General features: G+C 38.0%; 18 protein-coding genes. 4 read left to right on the forward strand and 14 right to left on the reverse strand.

Annotated elements, in window-relative coordinates; all coding sequences use genetic code 11:
* Positions 1-8: 8 nt before the first annotated feature.
* Both HEQ28_RS03020 and HEQ28_RS03025 read right to left on the reverse strand, forming a co-directional pair.
* Positions 9-515: a 1-acyl-sn-glycerol-3-phosphate acyltransferase gene (locus HEQ28_RS03020; RefSeq protein WP_434503707.1), complete on the reverse strand. Its 507-nt coding sequence runs from the start codon at positions 513-515 to the stop codon at positions 9-11.
* Positions 516-563: 48 nt separating this feature from the next.
* On the reverse strand, positions 564-833 hold the full coding sequence (locus HEQ28_RS03025) for a hypothetical protein (RefSeq protein WP_434503708.1): 270 nt from the start codon (positions 831-833) through the stop codon (positions 564-566).
* A 197-nt stretch (positions 834-1,030) separates the two neighbouring features.
* On the opposite strand from HEQ28_RS03025, the gene HEQ28_RS03030 reads away from it, so the two are divergent.
* Together HEQ28_RS03030 and HEQ28_RS03035 are read left to right on the forward strand one after the other, a co-directional pair.
* Positions 1,031-2,671 (forward strand): diphosphate--fructose-6-phosphate 1-phosphotransferase, encoded by a 1,641-nt coding sequence (locus tag HEQ28_RS03030; RefSeq protein ID WP_434503709.1) that lies wholly within the window; start codon positions 1,031-1,033, stop codon positions 2,669-2,671.
* Between the two features lie 76 nt (positions 2,672-2,747).
* Positions 2,748-3,620 carry a glycoside hydrolase family 25 protein gene (locus tag HEQ28_RS03035; protein WP_434503710.1) on the forward strand — a complete coding sequence of 291 codons (873 nt, stop codon included), beginning with the start codon at positions 2,748-2,750 and terminating at the stop codon, positions 3,618-3,620.
* Positions 3,621-3,632: 12 nt separating this feature from the next.
* On the opposite strand, the gene prmA is transcribed toward HEQ28_RS03035, so the two are convergent.
* Positions 3,633-4,502, reverse strand: a complete 870-nt coding sequence (gene prmA / locus HEQ28_RS03040; RefSeq protein ID WP_434503711.1) for a 50S ribosomal protein L11 methyltransferase — start codon at positions 4,500-4,502, stop codon at positions 3,633-3,635.
* A gap of 140 nt (positions 4,503-4,642) precedes the next feature.
* Between prmA and HEQ28_RS03045 the strand changes: the two genes are divergently transcribed.
* Together HEQ28_RS03045 and HEQ28_RS03050 are read left to right on the forward strand one after the other, a co-directional pair.
* Positions 4,643-5,602, forward strand: a complete 960-nt coding sequence (locus HEQ28_RS03045; protein ID WP_434503712.1) for a hypothetical protein — start codon at positions 4,643-4,645, stop codon at positions 5,600-5,602.
* A gap of 27 nt (positions 5,603-5,629) precedes the next feature.
* Complete coding sequence (locus HEQ28_RS03050; RefSeq protein WP_434503713.1) at positions 5,630-7,162, forward strand: OmpP1/FadL family transporter; 1,533 nt, start codon at positions 5,630-5,632, stop codon at positions 7,160-7,162.
* A 1,252-nt stretch (positions 7,163-8,414) separates the two neighbouring features.
* Here the strand turns inward: HEQ28_RS03050 and rpiB are convergent.
* The 11 genes from rpiB to HEQ28_RS03105 form a co-directional block, all read right to left on the reverse strand.
* Positions 8,415-8,858, reverse strand: a complete 444-nt coding sequence (gene rpiB, locus HEQ28_RS03055) for a ribose 5-phosphate isomerase B (RefSeq protein WP_434503714.1) — start codon at positions 8,856-8,858, stop codon at positions 8,415-8,417.
* A 67-nt stretch (positions 8,859-8,925) separates the two neighbouring features.
* Complete coding sequence (locus HEQ28_RS03060; protein ID WP_434503715.1) at positions 8,926-10,944, reverse strand: transketolase family protein; 2,019 nt, start codon at positions 10,942-10,944, stop codon at positions 8,926-8,928.
* A gap of 27 nt (positions 10,945-10,971) precedes the next feature.
* The gene (locus HEQ28_RS03065; protein ID WP_434504415.1) at positions 10,972-12,474 is read right to left on the reverse strand and encodes an alpha-N-arabinofuranosidase; all 1,503 of its coding nucleotides are present in this window, start codon (positions 12,472-12,474) and stop codon (positions 10,972-10,974) included.
* Between the two features lie 140 nt (positions 12,475-12,614).
* Positions 12,615-14,270: a ribulokinase gene (locus HEQ28_RS03070; RefSeq protein WP_434503716.1), complete on the reverse strand. Its 1,656-nt coding sequence runs from the start codon at positions 14,268-14,270 to the stop codon at positions 12,615-12,617.
* 2 nt (positions 14,271-14,272) lie between these two features.
* Positions 14,273-15,817 (reverse strand): L-arabinose isomerase, encoded by a 1,545-nt coding sequence (gene araA / locus HEQ28_RS03075; RefSeq protein WP_434503717.1) that lies wholly within the window; start codon positions 15,815-15,817, stop codon positions 14,273-14,275.
* Positions 15,818-15,850: 33 nt separating this feature from the next.
* A complete protein-coding gene (locus HEQ28_RS03080) occupies positions 15,851-16,549 on the reverse strand; it encodes an L-ribulose-5-phosphate 4-epimerase (protein WP_434503718.1) in 699 nt (232 codons plus the stop codon).
* Between the two features lie 15 nt (positions 16,550-16,564).
* Positions 16,565-17,242 carry an NUDIX hydrolase gene (locus HEQ28_RS03085; RefSeq protein WP_434503719.1) on the reverse strand — a complete coding sequence of 226 codons (678 nt, stop codon included), beginning with the start codon at positions 17,240-17,242 and terminating at the stop codon, positions 16,565-16,567.
* A 75-nt stretch (positions 17,243-17,317) separates the two neighbouring features.
* Entirely contained in the window at positions 17,318-19,063 is a 1,746-nt protein-coding gene (locus tag HEQ28_RS03090) for a sodium:solute symporter (RefSeq protein ID WP_434503720.1), read from the reverse strand.
* Positions 19,064-19,099: 36 nt separating this feature from the next.
* Positions 19,100-20,290 (reverse strand): aldose epimerase family protein, encoded by a 1,191-nt coding sequence (locus HEQ28_RS03095; RefSeq protein WP_434503721.1) that lies wholly within the window; start codon positions 20,288-20,290, stop codon positions 19,100-19,102.
* A gap of 269 nt (positions 20,291-20,559) precedes the next feature.
* Complete coding sequence (gene galK / locus HEQ28_RS03100) at positions 20,560-21,720, reverse strand: galactokinase (protein ID WP_434503722.1); 1,161 nt, start codon at positions 21,718-21,720, stop codon at positions 20,560-20,562.
* Positions 21,721-21,800: 80 nt separating this feature from the next.
* Positions 21,801-23,114 carry an MFS transporter gene (locus HEQ28_RS03105; RefSeq protein WP_434503723.1) on the reverse strand — a complete coding sequence of 438 codons (1,314 nt, stop codon included), beginning with the start codon at positions 23,112-23,114 and terminating at the stop codon, positions 21,801-21,803.
* Position 23,115: the final 1 nt, after the last annotated feature.

The raw sequence follows: 23,115 nt of genomic DNA on the forward strand, positions 1-23,115 counted from the left end.
TAACGTAATTAGTATGCAAAATTCTTAGGCTTTTTGCCTTTGAAATTCTTAAAATATGCCTTGATGATAGGCATGTCTTTATCTATATCACCTGTAGGAATAAATGATTCAGTACAAGTAATAGTCTTTTTTTCGTAGTCTACGCCATAAAGAAGGATAGGAATATTGGCTTTTAGCGCAATAAAATAAAATCCCTTTTTCCAGTCTGGGTTAGGAGAACGAGTTCCTTCTGGTGTTATACATAACTTGAATGATTTTGCTTTAAAAGCAGTCTCTGCCAAATTGTCTGTCATACTTGTATGCTTTGATCTCCAAACAGGGATTCCTCCCAATTTGTGGAACATCTTACCGAATGGCCAGAAAAACCATTCTTTCTTCATAAGAAAATTCGTTTTTAGACATTCTGCACGTGTGTAAAGCTGTCCTATGACGAAATCCCAATTGCTAGTATGTGGCGCAAGGCAGATTATAAACTTATCAGGGTGGTCAACAGTAACATTTTTTGTCCATCCCATTTTATTATACAATATCCAATTACAGATTCTGTTTATCATTGCATGAATTTAAAGATTCTGTATTTGGTCTACGATCTCGCTAGCATGTTTATTGAAATCCTCAATAATAGCTTTGTAATAAGTCTTTGTTTTCATACCAGGTTCTGGGTGTGAAATGCGGCTTATGAAGTCGTTATGTATAATGATTATTGATGTTAACAGTGCATCTACATTATCCTTATTGGGTTTTTCACCATACAAAGAAGCTGCTACAGCTTCAGCAAATAAATCGCTACAAATATAGTTTATAGTTCGTTTTAAAATTCTCTTGTTTGCCATAATTATTCCTTTATTATTGTCTTTTACTTGCCAAAGATAGAAAAAAAATAGGAAAAGCAATACTTTAAATCAAAAAAATGTTTCTAATCTTCGGTTTTATCATTTTTTCTTTCATTATTTCATGGAAAAGTCTTATTTTTGCAAGTGTCTTATTGGAAATTCAATTATTCGTTGATTTATAAAAACTAAAAGTAATTATGGAAATTAGCGCATTGCAAAAAGAAAGAGCTGCATATCAGCCAAAGCTGCCTAAGGCTCTTCAAGGTGCAGTAAAAGTTAAAGAAGGTGCTCCTACCAAGAGTGTGGACAATCAGGAAGAAATCAAAAAATTATTCCCAAACACTTACGGTATGCCTCTTATCGAGTTTGTACCAGGTGAGAACGCTGACAAAAAGAAGATTAACATCGGTGTTATTCTTTCTGGTGGTCAGGCTCCTGGTGGTCACAACGTTATCAGTGGTTTGTTTGACGCCGTAAAGAAACTCAATTCAGAAAACCGTCTTTATGGTTTCCTAATGGGTCCTGGTGGTCTTGTTGATCATAACTATGTTGAAATCACAGCTGAATTCTTGAACCAGTATCGTAACACAGGTGGTTTTGATATGATTGGTTCTGGCCGTACAAAATTGGAGGAAGAAGATCAGTTTGAGAAGGGCTTGGAAATTATCCGCGAACTAGATATTAACGCTATTGTTATAATCGGTGGTGATGATTCAAATACCAACGCTTGTGTTTTGGCTGAATATTATGCTGCCAAGAAATATGGTGTACAGGTTATCGGTTGCCCTAAGACTATTGATGGTGACCTTAAGAATGAGCAGATTGAAACAAGTTTTGGTTTCGATACAGCTACTAAAACATATTCTGAACTTATCGGTAATATCGAGCGTGACTGTAACTCAGCACGTAAATACTGGCACTTCATTAAATTGATGGGTCGTTCAGCTTCTCATATCGCACTTGAGTGTGCTTTGGAGACTCAGCCAAATATCTGCTTGATTTCAGAAGAGATTGAGGCAAAGGATATGACTCTTAATCAGGTAGTAGAGAACATTGCTAATGTTGTTGCATATCGCGCTAAGCAAGGTGATAACTTCGGTGTTGTACTTATTCCAGAAGGTCTTATTGAATTTGTCCCAGCTATCGGTAGATTGATTCAGGAATTAAATGACTTGATGGCTGCTCATGGTGCAGACTATAAGGATTTGGATAAAGATGCTCAGCGTAAATATATTATCGCTCATCTTTCAAAGGAAAATGCAGATACATTTGAAACTCTTCCTGAAGGCGTTGCAAGACAGTTGAGTCTTGATCGTGACCCTCATGGAAATGTTCAGGTTTCTCTCATTGAGACAGAAAAACTTCTTAGCGATATGGTTGCTTCTCTTCTAGCAAAATGGGCTAAGGAAGGAAAATTCGATGGTAAGTTTGCAGCTCAGCATCACTTCTTCGGTTACGAAGGACGTTGTGCAGCTCCTTCTAACTTCGATGCTGACTATTGCTATGCTCTCGGAACTAGCGCAGCACAACTTGTTGCAGCTGGAAAGACTGGATACATGGCTATCGTAAAGAATACTACTACAAATGCTAATGAGTGGAAAGCTGGTGGTGTTCCAATCACAATGATGATGAATATGGAGAAGCGTAACGGTGAAATGAAACCAGTTATCCGTAAGGCTCTCGTTGAACTAGATGGTAAACCATTCAAGGCATTTGCTGCAAAGCGTGACGAATGGGCAAAGAATACAGCCTATGTTTACCCAGGTCCTATTCAATATTGGGGTCCAACTGAAGTTTGTGATCAGACTACAAAGACTCTGAAACTTGAACAAGATTAATATTAAATGATATATCAGGGATAGGGTAGTCGTTTGAAAGATAATGACAACCCTATCCTTTTTTCATAAATCAGGTATGACAAATAGTAAAAAGAGTATAAGCAGTGGGAAAAGTCGTTCTACGCAGACTAAAAGTAAGCGTAAAGGACAAACCACGCATCGTAAACTGTCATACCCATTTCATAAATATCCTAGATGGGCAGTAATGCTCGGGGCAATAGGTATTATTGCTTTGTACGTTTGGTGTTTTTACTATTTTTTTGTTAGTCCTACAGGATTCAGATGGCGTGCGCTATATGGTGACGCAAAATATCCCGAAGGTTATGAAATACATGGTATTGATATTTCACATTATCAAGAGAATATTGATTGGGACGCACTTTCAAATGCTATGATTAAAGGCTGTCCGGTGAGATTCATAATCATGAAAAGTACTGAAGGTGCTGATAATCTTGATGAGACTTTTTATGGAAATTATCAAAGTGCAGGTGATTATGGCTTTATAAGAGGAGCTTATCATTTTTGGAGTAATAAGTCGTCGGCTCGTGAACAGGCTTATTATTTTCTGGACAAAGTGCATCTGAATGAAGGTGACCTTCCTCCTATACTTGATGTTGAACATAAGCCAAAAGACGAAAGTACTGAGGATTTCCAACGTGATGTTTTGACATGGCTTCATATTGTGGAAGATAAATATCATGTAAAGCCTATTATATATACATATTATAAGTTTAAGCAGAGTTATCTTGCTGCTCCAGTCTTTGATGATTATCCATACTGGATAGCCCACTATTATGTAGAAAAGGTGGAATATAAAGGACCATGGAAGTTCTGGCAACATACTGATGCCGGAAGACTTCCAGGTATAAAAGGATATGTGGACTTTAATATTTACAATGGTAGTTATTATGATTTAAAGAAACTTACCATTGGAAATGATAATTGGTAGATAATTGCTAAACTATTGGTTTAGCAACAATACCAAACAAGCCCATTCTCCATCTTGCTTTCTGCCATATTCTTCAAGACCAAGCTCTTTTGCCTTATCTAAAAGTACAGGAATGTCACTCTGATAGAACCCACTTAAAATAAGTAGAGAACCTGTAGTCATTACACTTTTAAAAGTAGGCATGTCATTTAAGAGAATATTCCTATTGATGTTTGCCATCACTATATCAAAAACACCAGAGATATGGTTGAGTACATTTGAATCACCATGATATACGCTGATGTTCCCAATAGCATTGATCTCAGCATTGTGCCTAGCATTATTCACGCTCCAATCGTCTATATCATATGCTACAACATTTCCTGCACCAAGTTTTGCGGCTGCAATACCTAATATACCTGTACCACATCCACAATCCAAAACCATCTTATCTTTTAGATCTAGGTGCAAAAGGGTAGAAACAATCATTCTTGTTGTTTCGTGTGTACCTGTTCCAAAAGCTAGTTTTGCATCTATGAAAATATGCTCTGTATTTGATGGCATTCCCTTTGGCAATGGCTTCTTGGCATCACATACCATAATCTTATTGTCAATGTTGATTGGCTCAAAGCCTTTTTCTTCCCATTCTTGATTCCAATCTTTGTCATCAGCATATTTGACATTATAAGATATCTCAACATTCGGAATTATGAAATCCTCAATAGACTTTTTAATTAAGTCTTCATCCCAATTGTCCACCTGACAGTATGCAATCAGACCATCAGATGTTTCTTCGAATGATTCACAACCAGCTTCACCTGCAGCGTCAGCTAGCAAGTCTCGAGCTGTTTGAAAAACATCTGTACTGCTCTTAATACTATAACTAATTTCAAAATATTTCATAATGTTGTTAAATTTGAATGCAAATATATAAAAAATAGGGAAAAACCTATCACGGATTAGGGATTTTCCTTACATTTGCACTAAAATAATATATATTTTTGTAATTGAAATATAGTGTAAACAAATAAAGAGACAAGAAAATGAAGAAATTTATTCTCATCTCAGTCCTTGCTGGAGTTCTACCATTGTCTATGATGGCTCAGGACGACGACCTCTACTTCACACCGAAGAAGGATGCCGCAACAAACTCCTATAGTAAGTATGACAATTATTCAGGCAGCAACAGAAATGTTGATGAATATAATCGTCATGGAAAGTTCTGGAGCCATTACCAAAAAATTGGCACAGATAATAAAGGGAATGATATCATACAATTTACACAGGGGAATGGATTATATCCAGATTCAACTTATGTGGATACTACATTTATAGGTAATTATTATTCTCAAATGGCAGATAATAATGATGATGATTATAGATATAGCCAACGTATGAGCCGTTGGGATGGTTTCTACGATCCATGGTATTATAGTTGGAGTTATGGATTCGGTCCTTCATGGGGCTATGGTCCTCGCTGGCGTTATGGATTCTATGATTCTTTCTACGACTCTTGGTATGATCCATGGTACTCAGGTTATTATGGCTATCCTTATAGTTATGGTGGTTGGTATGATCCTTGGTATTATGGTTATCACGGATATCCATATTATGGTGGAGGATATGTTTCATATAGTCGCCCAACAGGAACAAGAAATCATTCTTTTAATGGTAACAATTCTGGCTCTTTTGCGCAGGGTACCTTTGGAGGCTCACGCGCATTTAATGGAAGTAGATCTTCTGGATTCCAAGGTTCTGGTAACAGAAGTTTTGGAACACAAAATAACTCCGCACGTTTTGGTGGATCACGTGCTATAAACAATCAGAACAACAATACACGTACATTTGACAATTCACGCTCATTCGATAGAACTCCTTCTCCTTCATATGGATCAGGCAGCTTTGGCGGCGGTGGCGGCAGCTTTGGTGGTAGTCGTTCTGGTGGAGGTGGCTTTGGTGGTGGCGGAGGTCACTCAGGCGGTAGTTTTGGTGGACATAGATAAAAGTAACAAACTGAAATTCACAAGAATATGAAAAAGATATATTATTCAATTGCCTTTATGGCTTTTGCTGCACTTCCGATGAGTGCTCAGGAAACATATGAGAATACAAAGTTGATAGATAACGACCTTAATGGTACTGCCCGTTACGTAGGTATGGGTGGTGCTATGGAGGCTTTAGGTGCAGACCTTTCTACAATGAGTACAAACCCTGCTGGTATTGGATTGTTTCGTAAATCTAAAGCAGAAACATCTTTTGGACTTGTAAATCAACAAGATGTTAATAAGTTTAATTCGCTAGGTAAAACTAATGCTAGTTTTGACCAAGCTGGATTTGTTTATAGTTTGCGCAATGGTAGAAATTCGTTTCTAAACTTTGGATTTAATTATCATAAGAGTCGCAACTTTGATCAGATTTTAAATGCATCAGGTGCATTATCAAATGCTTCTCAAAATAAGTTGACATATCAGAAATTTCGTAGTAACATCATAACACAACCTACTGACCTTACTTATAGCCAGGTAGATAATCTATATTATAATAATCTTATATATAATTCAACAGATAAGACTTTTTATAACTATCCGGCAACAGGTTATCAGTTTAACCAGCAGTCTAAAGGATACATTGGTGAATATGATTTTAACATCAGTGGAAATATTCAAGATCGAATTTATTTAGGTTTGACTTTCGGTATTCATGACGTTCATTATAAAGGTTATTCAGAATACACGGAAAATTTTGCGGCCAACTCTGCTAATATTAGTGGGGCGACATTGGCTGATAATCGTGATATTACAGGTACTGGTTATGATATTAAAATAGGTGCAATATTTCGCCCAATAGAGAATAGTCCATTTAGAATTGGTATGTATATTAACACACCAACTTGGTATGACTTAACAACTTCAAATTATACGACTCTTAATACTGGTAAAGCTTCTTCAAGCTCTTCAGAGTCTTACGACTTCAAGCTCTATACTCCCTGGAAATTTGGTTTAAGTCTTGGACATACTATTGATAATTATATCGCATTAGGTGCTACTTATGAGTATGCAGACTATGGAAGCATGGACACAAGAGTGAACGATGGTGGATATTATGATTACTATGATTCATATTATGAGACAAGTAGTAGTGATAAGAATATGAACCGCCACACAGAAAATACTCTTAAGGGTGTTCATACCTTTAAAGTTGGTGCAGAAGTAAAGGTTACTCCCCAACTTGCTGTTCGTGTAGGTTATAATTATCTTAGTGCAATGTATGATAAAAATGGATCTAAAAATGGATCAATTTCTTCTCCAGGTTCATATTATGCAAGTGAGACTAGTTTCGTGAATTGGAAAGATACAAATAGATTTACTTGTGGTATAGGTTATTCAATTGATAAATTTAATATTGATTTGGCTTACCAATATTCAGCACAGAATGGTGATTTCTATCCTTTCATGAACTATTATGAGGGACAAGCTCCATCAACAGAAGATAATGTAGCTTCTGCAACAAAGGTTAGCAATAAGCATAGTCAATTGCAGTTGACCTTTGGTTACAGATTTTAATTATCTTATATTCTAGTTGAGAAAAGTATTTAAATAATGAAAAAAATGCGTTGAAATTTTGGGTAGTTCAAAAATATATATTACTTTTGCAGTTACCTAAATACGCAATGTGTTTAGAGATAATAAAAAGATTAAAGACAATAACTTTAAATAAGATTAGTTTTTTTAGTGGTTAATTTAGTTTTAGTAAGTATGTGGAAGGAATTTGTCGTGAGACAGGTTCCTTTCATTTTTTATATCATTTATGTTTGATTAAACAAAGCCTTAATATATAGTCAGTTCAGGAGTTTTAAATCAACAATTAAGAGTCTTCTCTTTAATTTCGAAAGAAGGATTCTTTCATAAATAGGCACTGTACTCTACCAAAAAAAGTTTTTCTAATGCCACTAATGTCATAATGTCACAAACCCTTTGTTTATAAGGCTTCAGCCAGTGACATTAAGTGACATTATCGGGGCAAAAGTGACATTAAACTGCAAATCATACCTGTTTTTGACGTTTTTTTGCGAAATATGCAGTACATATATAGACACAATTTCGTTTATTATGGTCTGTACTTGTCTTCAGGTATGCAACACTTAGCATTATGGTTCGTTTACATATTAGAATCAAACTGCAATAATAGTAAAATTTCATCCATCCTATTCATGTAGTTTTGTTGATAATCATTCGTTTACCTATGCCATGTAATATCTTTTTTCACGTTAGGTAATTCAATTACCTAACGTGGGTAATTGAGTTGTTCACGTTGTGTAACCCGATTACCTACGTTGTGTAATCGGATTGCACACATGCTGAGGTAATCCAATTACTCACGTGTTGAGGTAATTTGATTACCCAAAGGTTGCGAAAATTTAGGTAATAGTTTGAGCGCTCAGTTTCTTAATCTATTTGCATCCTTCAAATTCATTCTTTCGTATTCATATATGTATGGAGTAGAATTTTTAATTATTTATGCTATTCAGAAAGCCAGCCTTTATTTTCGATAAAACTCTATTTGTACAAATTATGTATTATGCAAATAGCACAATTGCAAAAAAAACGCCTAAAACAGGTATGATTTGCAGTTTAATGTCACTTTTGCCCCGATAATGTCACTTAATGTCACTGGCTAAAGCCTTATAAACAAAGGGTTTGTGACATTATGACATTAGTGGCATTAAAAAAACTTTTTCTGGTAGAATGTATGTTTAATAAAAAAGAGAAGACTATTATCAGTCTTCTCCTAAATAAAGCTTTAATGATTAATTTATTATTTTGGTATTGCTATTTTTTTTACGCGACGCTCATGACGTCCGCCTTCAAATGTAGTTTTGAAAAACTCATCTAAAATAGTTTCAGCTGTTTTGTTATCGATAAAACGACCAGGAAGTACAATAACATTTGCATTATTATGCTGACGAATCAATTGAGCAATTTCTTTATTCCAAACAAGTCCAGCACGTACACCTTGATGCTTGTTAAGAGTAATAGCCATACCCTCGCCACTTCCACAAATACCGATACCCGGATAAACTTCGCCACTTTCAATAGCCTCTGCCAAAGGGTGAGCAAAATCTGGATAGTCAACGCTCTCATCACTATATGTTCCAAAATCTTTCACTCCGTATCCTTTTTTGTCAAGATACTCTAAAACAAATTGTTTCAAAGGGAAACCTGCGTGATCGCAAGCTATTCCAACAGTTTTAACTTCCATAGGCATATAAATTTAAGATGTTAAAGGGGAACGACTGATTACAGTCACTCCCCAAATATGTTAACTATTACTTTTCTGCAAGTAGTTCCTTAACCTGATTGTACACATTTTGACCTGTGTAACCAAGTTTCTCATCAAGTACCTTGTATGGTGCAGAGAAGCCAAAGCTTTCCATACCCCAAACCTTACCGTAAGCACCTACTAAACCTTCAAGTGTTACAGGCAGTCCTGCTGTCATACCAAACACCTTTGCATCTCTTGGTAGAATGCTCTCTTGATATTCCTTAGGCTGACTTCTGAACAAGCCTTCTGAAGGTACGCTTAATACGCGAACCTTGATGCCATCATTGTTAAGTAACTTTTTACCAGCCTCAAGGGTAGAAACCTCTGAACCAGATGCAAGTAAAATTACATCGAAGTCTTCATCAGAACCAGCAACAATGTATGCGCCCTTTTCAGCTTGATTGTAGTCATTACCCTCTGGCAGCATTTCTATATTTTGTCTAGACAAGATAAGTGCTGTTGGTGTAGAAGTATTTTCCATAGCCATTCTCCAGCATACAGTTGTTTCTTCTGCATCAGCAGGACGTAGAACTCTTACGCTGTCTTTGCCATGATGATTCTTCAACTTCTCCATAAGTCTGATCTGAGCTTCCTGCTCAACTGGCTCATGTGTAGGTCCGTCTTCACCAACGCGGAATGCATCGTGGGTCCAAATAAATTTAATAGGAATTTCCATTAATGCAGCCATACGAACTGCTGGCTTCATGTAATCAGAGAATACAAAGAATGTACCACATGCAGGGATAACGCCACCATGAAGTGACATACCAATACAGCAGCAAGCCATTGTAAGTTCTGAAACACCTGCCTGGAAGAATGCGCCGCTGAAATCACCACGCTCCAAGTTATGTGTCTTCTTCAGGAATCCGTCTGTCTTATCAGAATTTGAAAGGTCTGCTGAAGCGCAGATCATATTAGGAACTTGCTCTGCCAGTACAGTAAGAATAGTAGCAGAAGCACCACGTGTAGCAGCACCAGCTTTCTGTTCAACCTTTGACCAATCAACCTTAGGAGCATTACCGCTAAACCATTCTTTTAACAATTCTGCCTTTTCAGGATTAGCCTTAGACCAACTATCCTTTTCTGCATAACGTTTAGCAACAATATCTTTAAGTTCTGCAAGACGGTCAGCATAAAGTTTCTGAACATCAGGGAATATTTTGAATGGATCTGTTGGATCACCACCAAGATTCTTTACTGTGTTGACAAATGCATCACCGCCTAAAGGAGCACCATGTGTCTTGCAGTTATGCTCATAGCTAGAACCATCATCCTTGCGAGCGCCTTTACCCATAACGCAATGACCTATAATAAGGGTAGGGCGTTCTGTTTCGGCTTTAGCCTCGTTAATAGCTTTGCGGATTTGTTCGCAATCGTTGCCATCAATCTTAATAACTTTCCATCCCCAAGCTTCATACTTCTTGGCTGTATCTTCTATTGTAACAACCTTAGTTTCTGTAGAAAGCTGAATGTCATTAGCATCATAGAACATGATTAGATTGTCTAGTCCTAGTGTTCCGGCTATACGACCAGCACCTTGAGAAATTTCTTCTTGTACACCACCATCAGAGATATAGGTATATATCGTCTGGTTCATTACATCTCCAAGACGTGCCTTCAAGAATTTTGCAGCGATAGCAGCACCTACAGCAAAGGTATGTCCTTGTCCTAAAGGTCCTGATGTGTTTTCTATTCCACGTGCAATTTCACGCTCTGGGTGACCAGGAGTTACTGAACCCCATTGACGAAGTTGTTGTAAATCCTCTAAAGTGAATTTTCCGATTAATGCAAGTTGTGAATAAAGCATCGGAGCCATATGACCTGGATCCAAGAAGAAACGGTCACGTCCTTCCCATGAAGGATTTTCAGGATCAAATACTAGGAATTCTGAAAAAAGTACATTAATGAAATCTGCACCACCCATAGCACCTCCAGGATGACCAGAATTAGCTTTTTCTACCATTGAAGCAGCAAGAATACGAATGTTATCAGCTGCGTGGTTCATTACTTTAATATCGTTCATTGTTGTATTATTGATTTTACAAATATACTATTTAATATTTAAAACTACAATTGATTTAGCTGGAATTTTAACTTTCAAAGTGTTTCTCTTGATCTTAACATCCTTGAAAGCAGTTGGTTTTACCACATCAGGATTGTTGAAATCATTATAATCACTTATATTCTTACTTGTAAGAATTTCTCCAGTAATATTTTTAATACCAGCATCCTCGATGTCAACATCAATATTTTGTGCTTTATCAAGACTTACGTTTGCTAAAGATATAACCATGTTGCCATCTTTAGTCTTAGCTGCACTTGCTGATACCATAGGAATAGTTCTGTTATCACGAACTTTCATAGAATCGCACTTTATATCAAGTGGAAGATATGTAGCATCCTGAAATGGCTGATACATTTTAAATACATGATATGTCGGAGTTAGTACTATGTGACCATTACCAGTTGTGTCTGTAAGAATCATACTCTGTAGGACATTAGCTATTTGAGCTATATTTGCCATACGTACTCTGTCGGAATGACGATGGAATACGTTTAGAGATAGGGCTGCTACAAAGGCGTCACGCATTGTATTCTGTTGGAATAGGTGTCCCTTAATTGTTCCAGGTTCCTCATCCCACCAAGTTCCCCATTCATCAACAAGAAGTCCGATGCGCTGTTTAGGATCTTTTTCATCCATTATGGCACTGTGTTTCTTTATGACGTCTTCTATTTCAAGGCATTTACCTAAAGTCCAATAATAATCATCATTAGAGAATTTAGTAGCAGATCCTTTACTTCCATTCCAGCCTGTTACAGTGTAATAATGTAATGACAAGCCATTCATGCGGTTGCCAACATTATTCATCAACACCTTAGTCCAATCATAATCGTAGTCGCTTGCACCTGATGCAATTTTAAACAATTTATGGCTGTCGTAATTTCTGCAATAAGTGGAATATCTACGAAACAAATCGCTGTAATATTCAGGGCGCATGTTTCCTCCACATCCCCAGCTTTCATTTCCTACACCAAGATATTTAACGTTCCATGATTTCTCGCGTCCATTTTTACGGCGTAGGTTTGCCATAGGTGTATCACCATCGCTGGTCATGTATTCAACCCATTTTGCAAGTTCCTCAACAGAACCAGAACCTACATTACCACTAATGTATGGTTCTGCACCTATTTTTTCGCAAAGATTTAAAAACTCGTGTGTGCCAAAAGAGTTATCCTCAATAGTGCCACCCCAGTTATTATTTTGCATTTTTGGTCGCTTATCTCTTGGTCCAATACCGTCAGTCCAATGGTATTCGTCAGCAAAGCAACCTCCAGGCCATCTAAGTACTGGAACTTTTAAATCTATTAATGCCTTTAGCACATCATTACGGTATCCATCGGTATTTGGTATATTTGATAGTGGACCTACCCAAAGACCACCATAGATACAAGAGCCGAGATGTTCGGCAAATTGCCCATATATTTCTTTGTTAATTATATTCTTACCTTGATTGGCATGAATAGTTACAGTTGTATTCTGTGCAGATGCCATAAATACGCATGCGGCAGAAAATACAGTTGAGATAATAAGTTTTTTCATTACTATTACTTTTGGTTATTGGCAGTTTACTTTATATATAATACGATTGCGCAGGGAAATCCCCTACGCAATACATATTATAAAGTAGGCGTCTAGTCCTTATATAGTTCCGTTTCAGTGAATTTACCCAATTTGATATATGATTTGTAAATTTCACTATAAGCTTCTACATTTTCAGGATTAGGTACGTAAGTCTTAGCGAATCCGCTATTCATTGCTGCGATAGCATCTTCTACTTTGCCATACACTCCAGCTGCTGTAGCTGCAAACATTGCTGCACCAAGAGCACATGCCTGATCAGTCTTGCAAACCTTTATTGGTTTGTTGATTACATCACACATTGTTTGCATCACGAAAGGTGATTTAAGTGCAATTCCACCAATTCCGATAACATCGTCAATACGTACGCCTTCGTTTTCAAAGCGGTCTACGATAGCTTTTGTACCATAAGCTGTTGCTTCAACAAGAGCACGGAATATCTGTGGAGCAGTAGTACCCAAAGTAAAACCGGCAATAGTTCCCTTCAACAGTTGGTTAGCATCAGGAGTACGACGACCATTAATCCAGTCTGTTGCAAGAACAGTAGACTCAGATACAGGAATTTTCTCAGCTTCTTTTGTAAGCTCAGGAATTATTTTGTCGCATGCAGCATCAATAGCATCTTGGTTGTGCTCACCAGGTATCAGTGTACGCAATGGCCATTCCAATATTCTACGGAACATTGCATATACGTCACCGAATGAAGATTGACCAGCTTCGAGTCCTACCATTCCTGGTATTACGCTGCCGTCAACCTGACCACAGATACCCTTAATGCAATTGTCACCAACTTCTTCATAGTTAGCTACCATTACATCACATGTAGATGTACCGATAACTCTAACTAATGTATGAGGAGTAACACCTGCACCTACAGCACCCATGTGACAATCGTAAGCACCACCAGCAACGACTACATTTTCAGAAAGTCCAAGTTTATCAGCCCATTCTTTACACAAATGCCCGATTGGCTTTTCTGCTGTTTCTGCATTGTTACCTAGATGTTCGCGAACACTCTTGAGTTTTGGTTCAAGACGCTCAATGAAGTCTACAGGTGGTAAACCTCCCCATTCTTCATTCCACATAGCCTTGTGACCTTCTGCGCAACGAGAGCGTACCAGCTTGTCAAGACCAGTAGTTCCTGTCAATACAGCTGGCAACCACTCACAATATTCAACAATAGAATATGCTTTCTTTGCAACTTCTGCATCCTGACGGATTACGTGCATTGCCTTTGCCCAGAACCATTCAGCAGAATAGATACCACCTTCATATTTAATATAATTAGTTGGTTCTAATGCAACTTTTTGGTTAACTTCTTCAGCTTCCTTTATTGCTGTGTGGTCTTTCCATAAAACAAACATTGCATTTGGATTTTCCTCAAATTCAGGAAGTAAAGCAAGTGGTGTACCATTCTCGTCAGTAAATGCAGGCGTTGAACCAGTTGTGTCGAAGGCTATACCAACAACATTCTTAGCAACGTCCTTATCACATTTTGACAAAGCCTCCTTTACAGAGTTTTCTAGAACCTCTAGATAATCTTTTGGATGCTGACGCCACTGGTTAATTTTAGGATTACAATATAATCCTTGTTTCCAGCGAGGATAATATTTTACACTTGTTGCAAGTGTTTCACCGTTTTCAGCATTAACAATAAGTGCGCGTGCTGAATCAGATCCATAATCAAGTCCGATTACGTATTTTGCCATAATTATCTAAGTGCCTTATTCAACATGTAATATACCTCATTAACTCTAAGATCCTGGCGGAAACGCTCAATATCAGTATCTTTGTTGATGATGCAGCACTCGATGTCAGCGATTTCTGCATAATCACGCCAGTACTCATCTGTCAAGCCAAAGCTGAAGCAAGAGTGATGTGTACCACCTGCATTCATCCAGCAACCAACACCAACTTCAAATGTAGGCTCTGGTATCCATAATGCTGATGCAACTGGCAACTTTGGAAGTGGCTTACTCTTTATCAAGTTTACATCGTTTGCTATCAAACGGAAACGGTTACCCATATCAACAACAGTAGCAGTAGTACCATGACCCTGTTTTGTTGTGAATACCAAGCGAGCTGTCTGTGACTTGCGAATACCTATGCCAAGGAAGTGAACTTCAAGACGTGGCTTCTCTTCTGCGATGTCTGGGCAAACTTCAAGCATGTGAGATTCAAGAATAGATGTATTCTCACCATCAAAGTTCAATGTATAATCCTCAAGGAAAGATGTACCACCTTCAAGACCCTGACTCATGAACCAAACAGTACGATATAAAGCTGCGCTCTTCCAGTCACCTTCAGCACCGAATCCAAATCCGTCATGCATCATGCGCTGTGAAGCCAAACCTGGAATCTGATCGAAACCTTTGCCAGTCTCTTCAACGTTTACGTCGCCAAGGTCATCAAAGTTAGTTGTGAATGCCTTTGCACCCTTAGCCTTCATTACTGCACGAAGTGTAAGTTCTGCTTTTGCTGCATTCCATACTTTCTTGTATGCTTCTGATTTTTCATCCTTTATTGTGGCATCAACCTGATAATCGTTGAAATATGTATTCTTAACCAAGGCTGTTACTTCCTCATCTTTGATAGCATCAAAGAACGGCATAACCTCAGAGAACGGCATGTAGTCTACGTGGTAGCCAAGAACCTGCTCTGCAGCAACCTTGTCACCATCTGTTACAGCAACATTGTTCATCTGGTCGCCGAAGCGAAGGATAAGCATATCCTGAGAGTCAGCCCAACCAGCACAAACTCTTTCCCAAACTGCGATATGACCCTGAGTCTTTTCGTCTTTCCAGTAACCGATAACGGTCTTACGTGGCTTACGTAAACGAGAAAGAATGTGAGCATATTCGCGGTCACCATGAGCACTCTGGTTAAGATTCATGAAATCCATATCCATTGTATCGTAAGGAATCTGCTGGTTATATTGTGTATGAAGGTGGAGTAGAGGCTTTCTTAGAATCTGAAGTCCGTGAATCCACATTTTTGCAGGTGAGAATGTATGCATCCAAGTGATAACACCGATACACTTCTTGTCATTATTAGCTTTAGCCATAACATCAGCAACTTCTGCAGAACTGTTAGCTGTGCCCTTATAAACAACTTTTACAGGAAGGTTACCAGAATTGTTAAGTCCTTCAACCATTTCCTTTGAGTGACCGTCTACCTGAACAACTGCATCACCTCCATAAAGAAGTTGTGCACCTGTTACAAACCATACTTCGAAATTTTCAAATGCTTTGATCATAGTTTTGTGCTTTTAATTATTATTTAAATTTTGTTATTTCTTTTTCTGTCCGTAGTATGCGTTAGGACCGTGTTTGCGGTTGAAATGCTTTTCTACTAGCAGAGAATTCATCTTTGTTTGTGGATTAACGCTGAATGAAATAAATGACATTTTTGCTACTTGTTCCATTACGACTGCGTTATAAACTGCATTGTCAGGAGTTGTACCCCATGAGAATGGTCCGTGATTTTTCACTAAGACACCTGGAGTATGAACATAATTAATATTATTCTTCTTGAATTTATCAACTATTATGACACCTGTATTCAGTTCATATTCTGCCATTTGTGATTCTACCATGTCATCAGTGCAAGGAATTGCATCATGGAAATAATCTGCATGCGTAGTTCCGATATTTGGAATATCGCATCCAGCCTGTGCCCAAGCTGTAGCATAAGTAGAATGAGTATGTACAACTCCTCCTATTTCAGGAAAGTTGCGATACAATTCCAAATGTGTAGGGGTATCTGAAGATGGGTTCAAGTCGCCTTCTACAACCTTACCAGTTGTCAAATCAACGACTACCATATCAGAAGCCTTCATGTTGTCATAGCTAACACCAGATGGCTTTATAACAACTAATCCTTTTTCGCGATCTATACCTGAAACATTGCCCCAAGTAAAGATAACAAGATTATGTTTTACAAGATCAATATTAGCCTTGAATACTTTTTCCTTTAATTCTTCCAGCATAATTATGTTTGTTGTTTATAGTTTGAAATTAGGATCATCCTCGTAAGCGCGTTTGTTAAATCTGAAAAGAGCAGCTCCACGCTTAGATGTTATTTTATCAACAAGTTCTGTCTTTTCGATAAAATCTATTGTCTTGATGCGTTTTCTAAAGTTACGCTTATCTATTTCTTCTCCCAGTATTGCTTCATATACGTGTTGTAGCTGGGTGAGTGTAAATAAATCAGGCAACAGATTAAAGCTCAAAGGTTCAGTGTTGATTCGTCTACGTAACATATTTATGGCTTTATTGACCATTATGTTATGGTCAGAATATAACTTTGGCATATTTTCCAAGTTAACCCATTCCAAACCATGTTGATTCCTTATATTATCATCGTAATCCTTGACGTTAATAAGTGCGCAATATGCTATAGATATAACTCGCTCTCCAGGGTCACGGTCAATGTTACCAAATGCACCAACCTGTTTTATATACAGTTTGTCCAATCCGGTCAAATCCCTTAGCACTCTGTTTGCTGCATCAGGAAGACTTTCATCTATGCCGACGAATCCACCGTATAGTGAGAATTCTCCACGTCCTGGATCCATTTGTCGTTTACCGATAAGCAGCTTTAGCTTATCTTCTTCAAATCCAAATACGATACAGTCCACAGAAACTAACAGTCTTGTGTGTTCGCCATAAAATTGTGTCATAGTTTATATTGTTATATGCTTTCAATAAATAATGTGGAGAGCTTCATTTTGATTGATGAAACTCTCCTACATATTTTACCAGAAGTAGATATAGAATGCTGCACAGAGTGCTACAACTCCTAGAGTTGCAACAATATCCCATATATTAAAGCTTTCTTTTATTTGCTTCTTATAGTCACCTGTAAATGTGATAGCTTCAACTTGTTCCTTGGTTGGAGCAGGAGTGAAGAAAGATACTACAATCATAAGTACGATAATGAATACCAGAAGCCAGCATTCGAAAATCAACCAGTTGGTCTGCCAGAACCATGCTGTTGAATTCCAGAATGAGCCATTCATTACAGCGTTGCCTGAATCTGTTATAACATTTGTCAGTAGTCTGAGCATACCGATGATGAAACCACCGATAAGTCCCCATTCACCTGCTTTAGGAGTAACTTTCTTAGAGAATATACCTAATGTGAATACTGCAACCATAGCTGGAGCAAGTAGTGACTGGATTCCTTGTAGATAACTATATAGGTTGCCCATGTTCATCATTATTGGAAGCCAAAGTAGACCTAGAATTACGACTACAACAGTTGCGATACGGCCAACATGAACATAGTGAGCTTCACTCATGCCTTTCTTCATTGGCTTATAGAAGTCTTCTGTGAATAGTGTAGCACAACTATTGAAGAATGCTGCTAGAGATGTGACAAGTGCACAAATGAAACCGATAGTTACAAATCCTTTAACACCTACTGGAAGAATATTCTTAACCATCATTGCAAAAGCTCCGTCTGTATCATGTTGGTTTGTGATGTCCATTGTGATACCGCTTCCTGTTTTACTAGAAAGTGCAATTGCAATCATACCTGGAATAAGGAACATAAAAACAGGAAGAAGTTTGAAATAACCTGCTGCGATAGTTCCACGGCGTGCACGCTTCATGACTGTTACATTGTCTTCTCCACGAGTCTGACCAAGTACACGTTGAACAATGTGTTGGTCAGTACACCAATACCAGAAGCCTATAATTGAAGCCCCGAGGAATACTACAAATCCTGGATACTCATGATACATCGGATCACCTGTTTCCATGTGGAACATGTGAGTAGTTCCATATCCGTCATGCAAGTGTCCACAATATGTCATCATGTTAGACCAACCAGCTGTGATGCTTCCATCACCAAGGGCTGAAAGTCCAAGGAACAAAACAAGGAATGAACCGATAATAAGTATAGGAGTCTGGATAGCTGACATTGTCATTACACCCTTCATACCACCGAACACAGTGAATATGGCTGTGATAGCAATAAGACCTAGTGCGCCATACCAGAAAGGTAGTCCCAATAGATACTCAAAGAAGATACCACCTGTGAATGCAGTTACGCTTACTTTGGTAAGGATATAGGCAATCAATGTAATGATACTCAACCATGAACCTGTTCTTTTTGTATATCTATATTTCAGGAAGTCTGGCATGGTTATAATCTTGCCCATTTTATTATTCAGTAACTGATAGAAAGGTACGAAAAGCCAACCTAATAGTAGAATCATCCAGCCCTGCATCTCCCAGTGAGCCATACCGACACCATCTTTGGCACCTGTACCTGCTAGACCTACAAGATGTTCAGAACCAATGTTTGCTGCAAAGATTGCTGCACCAATAATATACCAAGGTTCACCTTTACCAAACAGATAGTCTTGGCTATCTGCGCCTTTCATTTTTTCCTTATCTTTCTTTAAAGTACGCCAAACGTACCATACGATGAGTACGAAGCCAACTGCTAGAATAGTCCAGTCTTGCCATACGAATTCATGTGCATTCCAATTCATTTTGTTAATAGTTTTATATGTTTTGATTAAGTTTAATTACTTCTTTACTGAGAATTTATAAGCAAGATGACTGTAATATTTCTCACCTGGTTTAAGATATGGATTAGATATTTCCCATCCCTTTGTCTTTGCAGCAAACTTAGTTGGAGAATCAGGATATTTCTGACTTTCAAAACATACGCTTACATGCTTTGGATACTTAATGCCATGCTTACAGCTAATGCCTGTTCCTTGAAAATTACCTGTATATACTTGAATACCAGGCTCATTTGTAAATACTTCCATGAAGATACCCGTCTTAGGAGAATACAAACTAGCAGCGACAGTCTTGTCATTACCCTTACCATCCTTGAATGTATTTAGACACCAGTTATGATCATAACCTGTAGCATTCTTTATTTGGTCGTAAGATGGATCGTACTTATTTGCGATAGCAGTTGCTTTGCGGAAATCCATAGGAGTTCCTGTTACATCCTTTATTTCGCCTGTTGGAATATAGAATCTATCGCTAGGTGTAAATTTGTCTGCATTTACGTACATCACCTGATCGTAACCTGCCTTTGAAGGATCTCCATTCAAATTGAAGTAAGAGTGATTTGTCATATTGATAACTGTTTCCTTGTCTGTAGTAGCTTGGAAAACAATATCAAGTGTGTTATTGCTTTTTACAGTATATGTAGCAGTTGCTTTTACCGTTCCAGGGAAACCGTTTTCACCGTCTTTAGCAGTAATTGCAAACACAACAGATGAATCATTCTTTGATTTTACATCATATATTTTATTCAACCAACCAGTGTTGCCACCACCATGAAGGCAATTCATCATGTCGTTAGCTCTCAATTTATATGTCTTTCCTTCAACAACAATTTGTGCGTTCTTGATTCTGTTAGCATAACGTCCAACAGAAGAACCGTAATCTGACGGAGTTCTTGCAGTATCTGCATATTGCGCGATATTGTCATATCCTAGAACGACATCTGTAGGCTTGCCGCTCTTGTCCGGTACAGATAAAGAAACAACGCGACCACCATAGTTGGTTAGGCATACTTCCATACCAGATTGATTTTTGATTGTAATCAACTCTGTCTTTTTTCCACCGATAATTGAATCGAAGTTAGTAGGTTTAAGACCAGATACTGTCATTTGTGCACCATTGTTTGTGCTACAAGCTGAGAGAAGAATGCTCGCCATTCCTGCTCCCAATAAAATTCCTTTTAGGGTTCTCATAACTGAGTGATTATTAGGTAAATTAATATTATGGGTGTAAATTTACTACTTTTTGTAATAAGTCGTATCGTTTGCGGACTCTTTTTTTTGGCTAAAGTGTAAAATTAACACTTTTAAGCAATTGATTTATGTCAATCAACATATAAACGCTAAATACTTTACAATACTTCGTAATTTACAAGTGGAGTAAACCTATAAAATAAATCCCCATAATCAGTATTTCTCAGCTGATTATGGGGAATATGTATTATCTATTCTATGTCAGAATATTAGCAAACCTTGTGTGAACCCTGACTAATAACTACAGGATAAACCTCTGGCTCGTGACCGTATTTAGCGGCAAACTTAACTTTTGCGTCAGCAATAAATTTGTCGTAAATATCGTCTTTTACGAGGTTGATAGTACATCCACCAAAGCCACCGCCCATGATACGGCTACCAGTTACGCCATTTACGCGTGCTATATAATTCAAGAAGTCAAGCTCTTCGCAAGAAACTTCATATTCTTTGCTTAGTCCTTCGTGGGTTTCGAACATTTTTTTGCCGACTGTCTCGTAGTCACCTTTTTCCAAAGCGTCGCAAACAGCTAGTACACGGTCTTTCTCGCCAAGAACAAAGTGAGCTCTGTTGTAATCTTCTTCGCCAACGATAGCCTTAACTTCTTCTAGTTCTTCCCATGTGCAATCACGAAGAGTCTCATATTTATTTTCAGGATGTTTTGCGGCAATCTGCTTAACAACATTCTCGCAACTATTGCGACGGTCGTTGTATGGGCTACCAGCTAGTTCGTGCTTAACCTTTGAGTTAATAAGAACTAATTTATATCCTTCTGGATTAAATGGGAAATAAGCAAATTCGCGGCTGCGGCAATCAAGGCGCATCAATTTGCCTTCCTGACCGAACACACTTGCGAACTGATCCATTATACCACAATTTACACCAATATATTTATGTTCTGTTGCCTGACCTGCAAGAACTAAATCCCATTTAGCAACTTTATTGTCACCAAACAAATCGTTAATAGCAAAAGCAAAACAACTTTCTAAAGCAGCACTTGAAGACATACCTGCTCCCAATGGAACATCGCCATAGAATGCAGCATTAAATCCTTTTACATCTACTCCTAAAGCCTTCATTTCTTTGGCTACACCATATACATAGCGTGCCCAGCTAGCCTTAGGACCTTCTGGGTCATCAATCTCAAATTCCACGCGGTCTTTTAAGTCGATAGAGTATAGTTGTATAGTGTTGGTATCATTAGGGCGAATTTCAGCCATAATACCCTTATCTACAGCACCTGGGAAAACAAAACCACCATTGTAGTCTGTGTGTTCACCAATCAAATTTATACGTCCAGGAGACATATATACGTTACCTGTTTTTCCGTCGAAATGTTTAATGAAACGGCTTCTTACTTTTTCAATATCCATAGTCTTGATAGTTATAAATGTTTTTATTATGTATAAAAAAGCTCCTTCCTTATCCAGGTTGGAGCTTATTTATTTGGGTTTTAATCAATAGGAATATCCTTGTTTACATTCTTGCTTCCAAATACTGCGTAGTATAACATGAACGCTATAGCCAACAATGGAACAATATATGAAACCATATAGTTAGAGTGGTCTGCGATGAAATTTTGAACCAAAGGAAGGAGACCTCCACCAACAACCATCATCATGAAGATACCTGATGCTGCTGCTGAATATTTACCTAATCCTTCTGTTGCAAGATTAAAAATACTACTCCACATAATAGAAGTACATAGACCACAAAGAACAAGCAATAATGCTGCAATAGGAACGGTTACCAATGTGAATGAAGAACCTGTGAATACAGGCATTGATACTGTTGTTGTCTTGCCAAGAACCATGGCTGCGATGATAAGTACCATACCTAGTGTTGTTGTTCCAATCATCATAGTTCTACTTGATACGCTTCCACCGATAAAACTTCCGATGAAACGACCAACAAGCATCAACAACCAATATGTACCAGCAACGAAACCACCAACAGCAGCTGCGTTACCTACCAAGCCAGCACCCTTTGCAGAAGCATCTGAAATATAGAAATTTAATGTTCCTGGGATGCCAACTTCAACACCTACATATACGAAGATTGCGATTGTACCCAAAACAAAGTGACGGAAAGCCCAAGGACTATGCTCGAATACAGTGTTACTTGTAGTCTTACCCATTTCAGGGTCAGCAATAGGGATAAACAACAATACGATAAATGCCATTGCAAATACACCCAAAGCAATGAAAAGTACAAAGTTGATATCTGCCATCTTTGTGTTAGCAGTTACTGTACCAATCAATGCACCTACAAGCATAGGAGTCAATGTTCCTGAAAGTGAGTTAAGCGTACCACCAATCAAATTAAGCTGGTTACCTCTGTTACCACCACCACCAAGAAGGTTAAGCATTGGGTTTACAACGGTATTCAAAATACATACAGCGAAACCGCTGATGAATGCACCGAATAGATATATAGCGAAACCACTAATGTCAGCACCAAACTTTCCTGAAACAAACTGAATCAAAACACCAACAAAACCTGTAGCGATACCTGCAAGTGCAGTTTTCTTATAGCCAATCTTTGTAAGTAGTTTTCCTGCAGGAATACCCATGAATAAATATGCAAGGAAGTTCATTGCATTACCAAGCATACCAATCATGTTAGCACTACCTGTGCCACTGAATACATTTTTCCATATCACACCTATTGGTGCAGCTAGATTGGTTACGAAAGAGATCATTGCAAATAAGAACATCATTGTTATGATCGCAATGATATTCCCATGTTGTGTATTGTTATTTTCCATT

Origin of the sequence: Prevotella sp. (genome assembly GCF_051059605.1) — a bacterium.
Lineage (GTDB): Bacteria > Bacteroidota > Bacteroidia > Bacteroidales > Bacteroidaceae > Prevotella.

Bases quoted from the DNA above. Each gene is read 5' to 3' on its own strand.
- HEQ28_RS03020 (WP_434503707.1), bottom strand. From the start codon at position 515: ATGGGATGGACAAAAAATGTTACTGTTGACCACCCTGATAAGTTTATA.
- HEQ28_RS03025 (WP_434503708.1), bottom strand. From the start codon at position 833: ATGGCAAACAAGAGAATTTTAAAACGAACTATAAACTATATTTGTAGC.
- HEQ28_RS03030 (WP_434503709.1), top strand. From the start codon at position 1,031: ATGGAAATTAGCGCATTGCAAAAAGAAAGAGCTGCATATCAGCCAAAG.
- HEQ28_RS03035 (WP_434503710.1), top strand. From the start codon at position 2,748: ATGACAAATAGTAAAAAGAGTATAAGCAGTGGGAAAAGTCGTTCTACG.
- prmA (WP_434503711.1), bottom strand. From the start codon at position 4,502: ATGAAATATTTTGAAATTAGTTATAGTATTAAGAGCAGTACAGATGTT.
- HEQ28_RS03045 (WP_434503712.1), top strand. From the start codon at position 4,643: ATGAAGAAATTTATTCTCATCTCAGTCCTTGCTGGAGTTCTACCATTG.
- HEQ28_RS03050 (WP_434503713.1), top strand. From the start codon at position 5,630: ATGAAAAAGATATATTATTCAATTGCCTTTATGGCTTTTGCTGCACTT.
- rpiB (WP_434503714.1), bottom strand. From the start codon at position 8,858: ATGGAAGTTAAAACTGTTGGAATAGCTTGCGATCACGCAGGTTTCCCT.
- HEQ28_RS03060 (WP_434503715.1), bottom strand. From the start codon at position 10,944: ATGAACGATATTAAAGTAATGAACCACGCAGCTGATAACATTCGTATT.
- HEQ28_RS03065 (WP_434504415.1), bottom strand. From the start codon at position 12,474: ATGGCATCTGCACAGAATACAACTGTAACTATTCATGCCAATCAAGGT.
- HEQ28_RS03070 (WP_434503716.1), bottom strand. From the start codon at position 14,270: ATGGCAAAATACGTAATCGGACTTGATTATGGATCTGATTCAGCACGC.
- araA (WP_434503717.1), bottom strand. From the start codon at position 15,817: ATGATCAAAGCATTTGAAAATTTCGAAGTATGGTTTGTAACAGGTGCA.
- HEQ28_RS03080 (WP_434503718.1), bottom strand. From the start codon at position 16,549: ATGCTGGAAGAATTAAAGGAAAAAGTATTCAAGGCTAATATTGATCTT.
- HEQ28_RS03085 (WP_434503719.1), bottom strand. From the start codon at position 17,242: ATGACACAATTTTATGGCGAACACACAAGACTGTTAGTTTCTGTGGAC.
- HEQ28_RS03090 (WP_434503720.1), bottom strand. From the start codon at position 19,063: ATGAATTGGAATGCACATGAATTCGTATGGCAAGACTGGACTATTCTA.
- HEQ28_RS03095 (WP_434503721.1), bottom strand. From the start codon at position 20,290: ATGAGAACCCTAAAAGGAATTTTATTGGGAGCAGGAATGGCGAGCATT.
- galK (WP_434503722.1), bottom strand. From the start codon at position 21,720: ATGGATATTGAAAAAGTAAGAAGCCGTTTCATTAAACATTTCGACGGA.
- HEQ28_RS03105 (WP_434503723.1), bottom strand. From the start codon at position 23,114: ATGGAAAATAACAATACACAACATGGGAATATCATTGCGATCATAACA.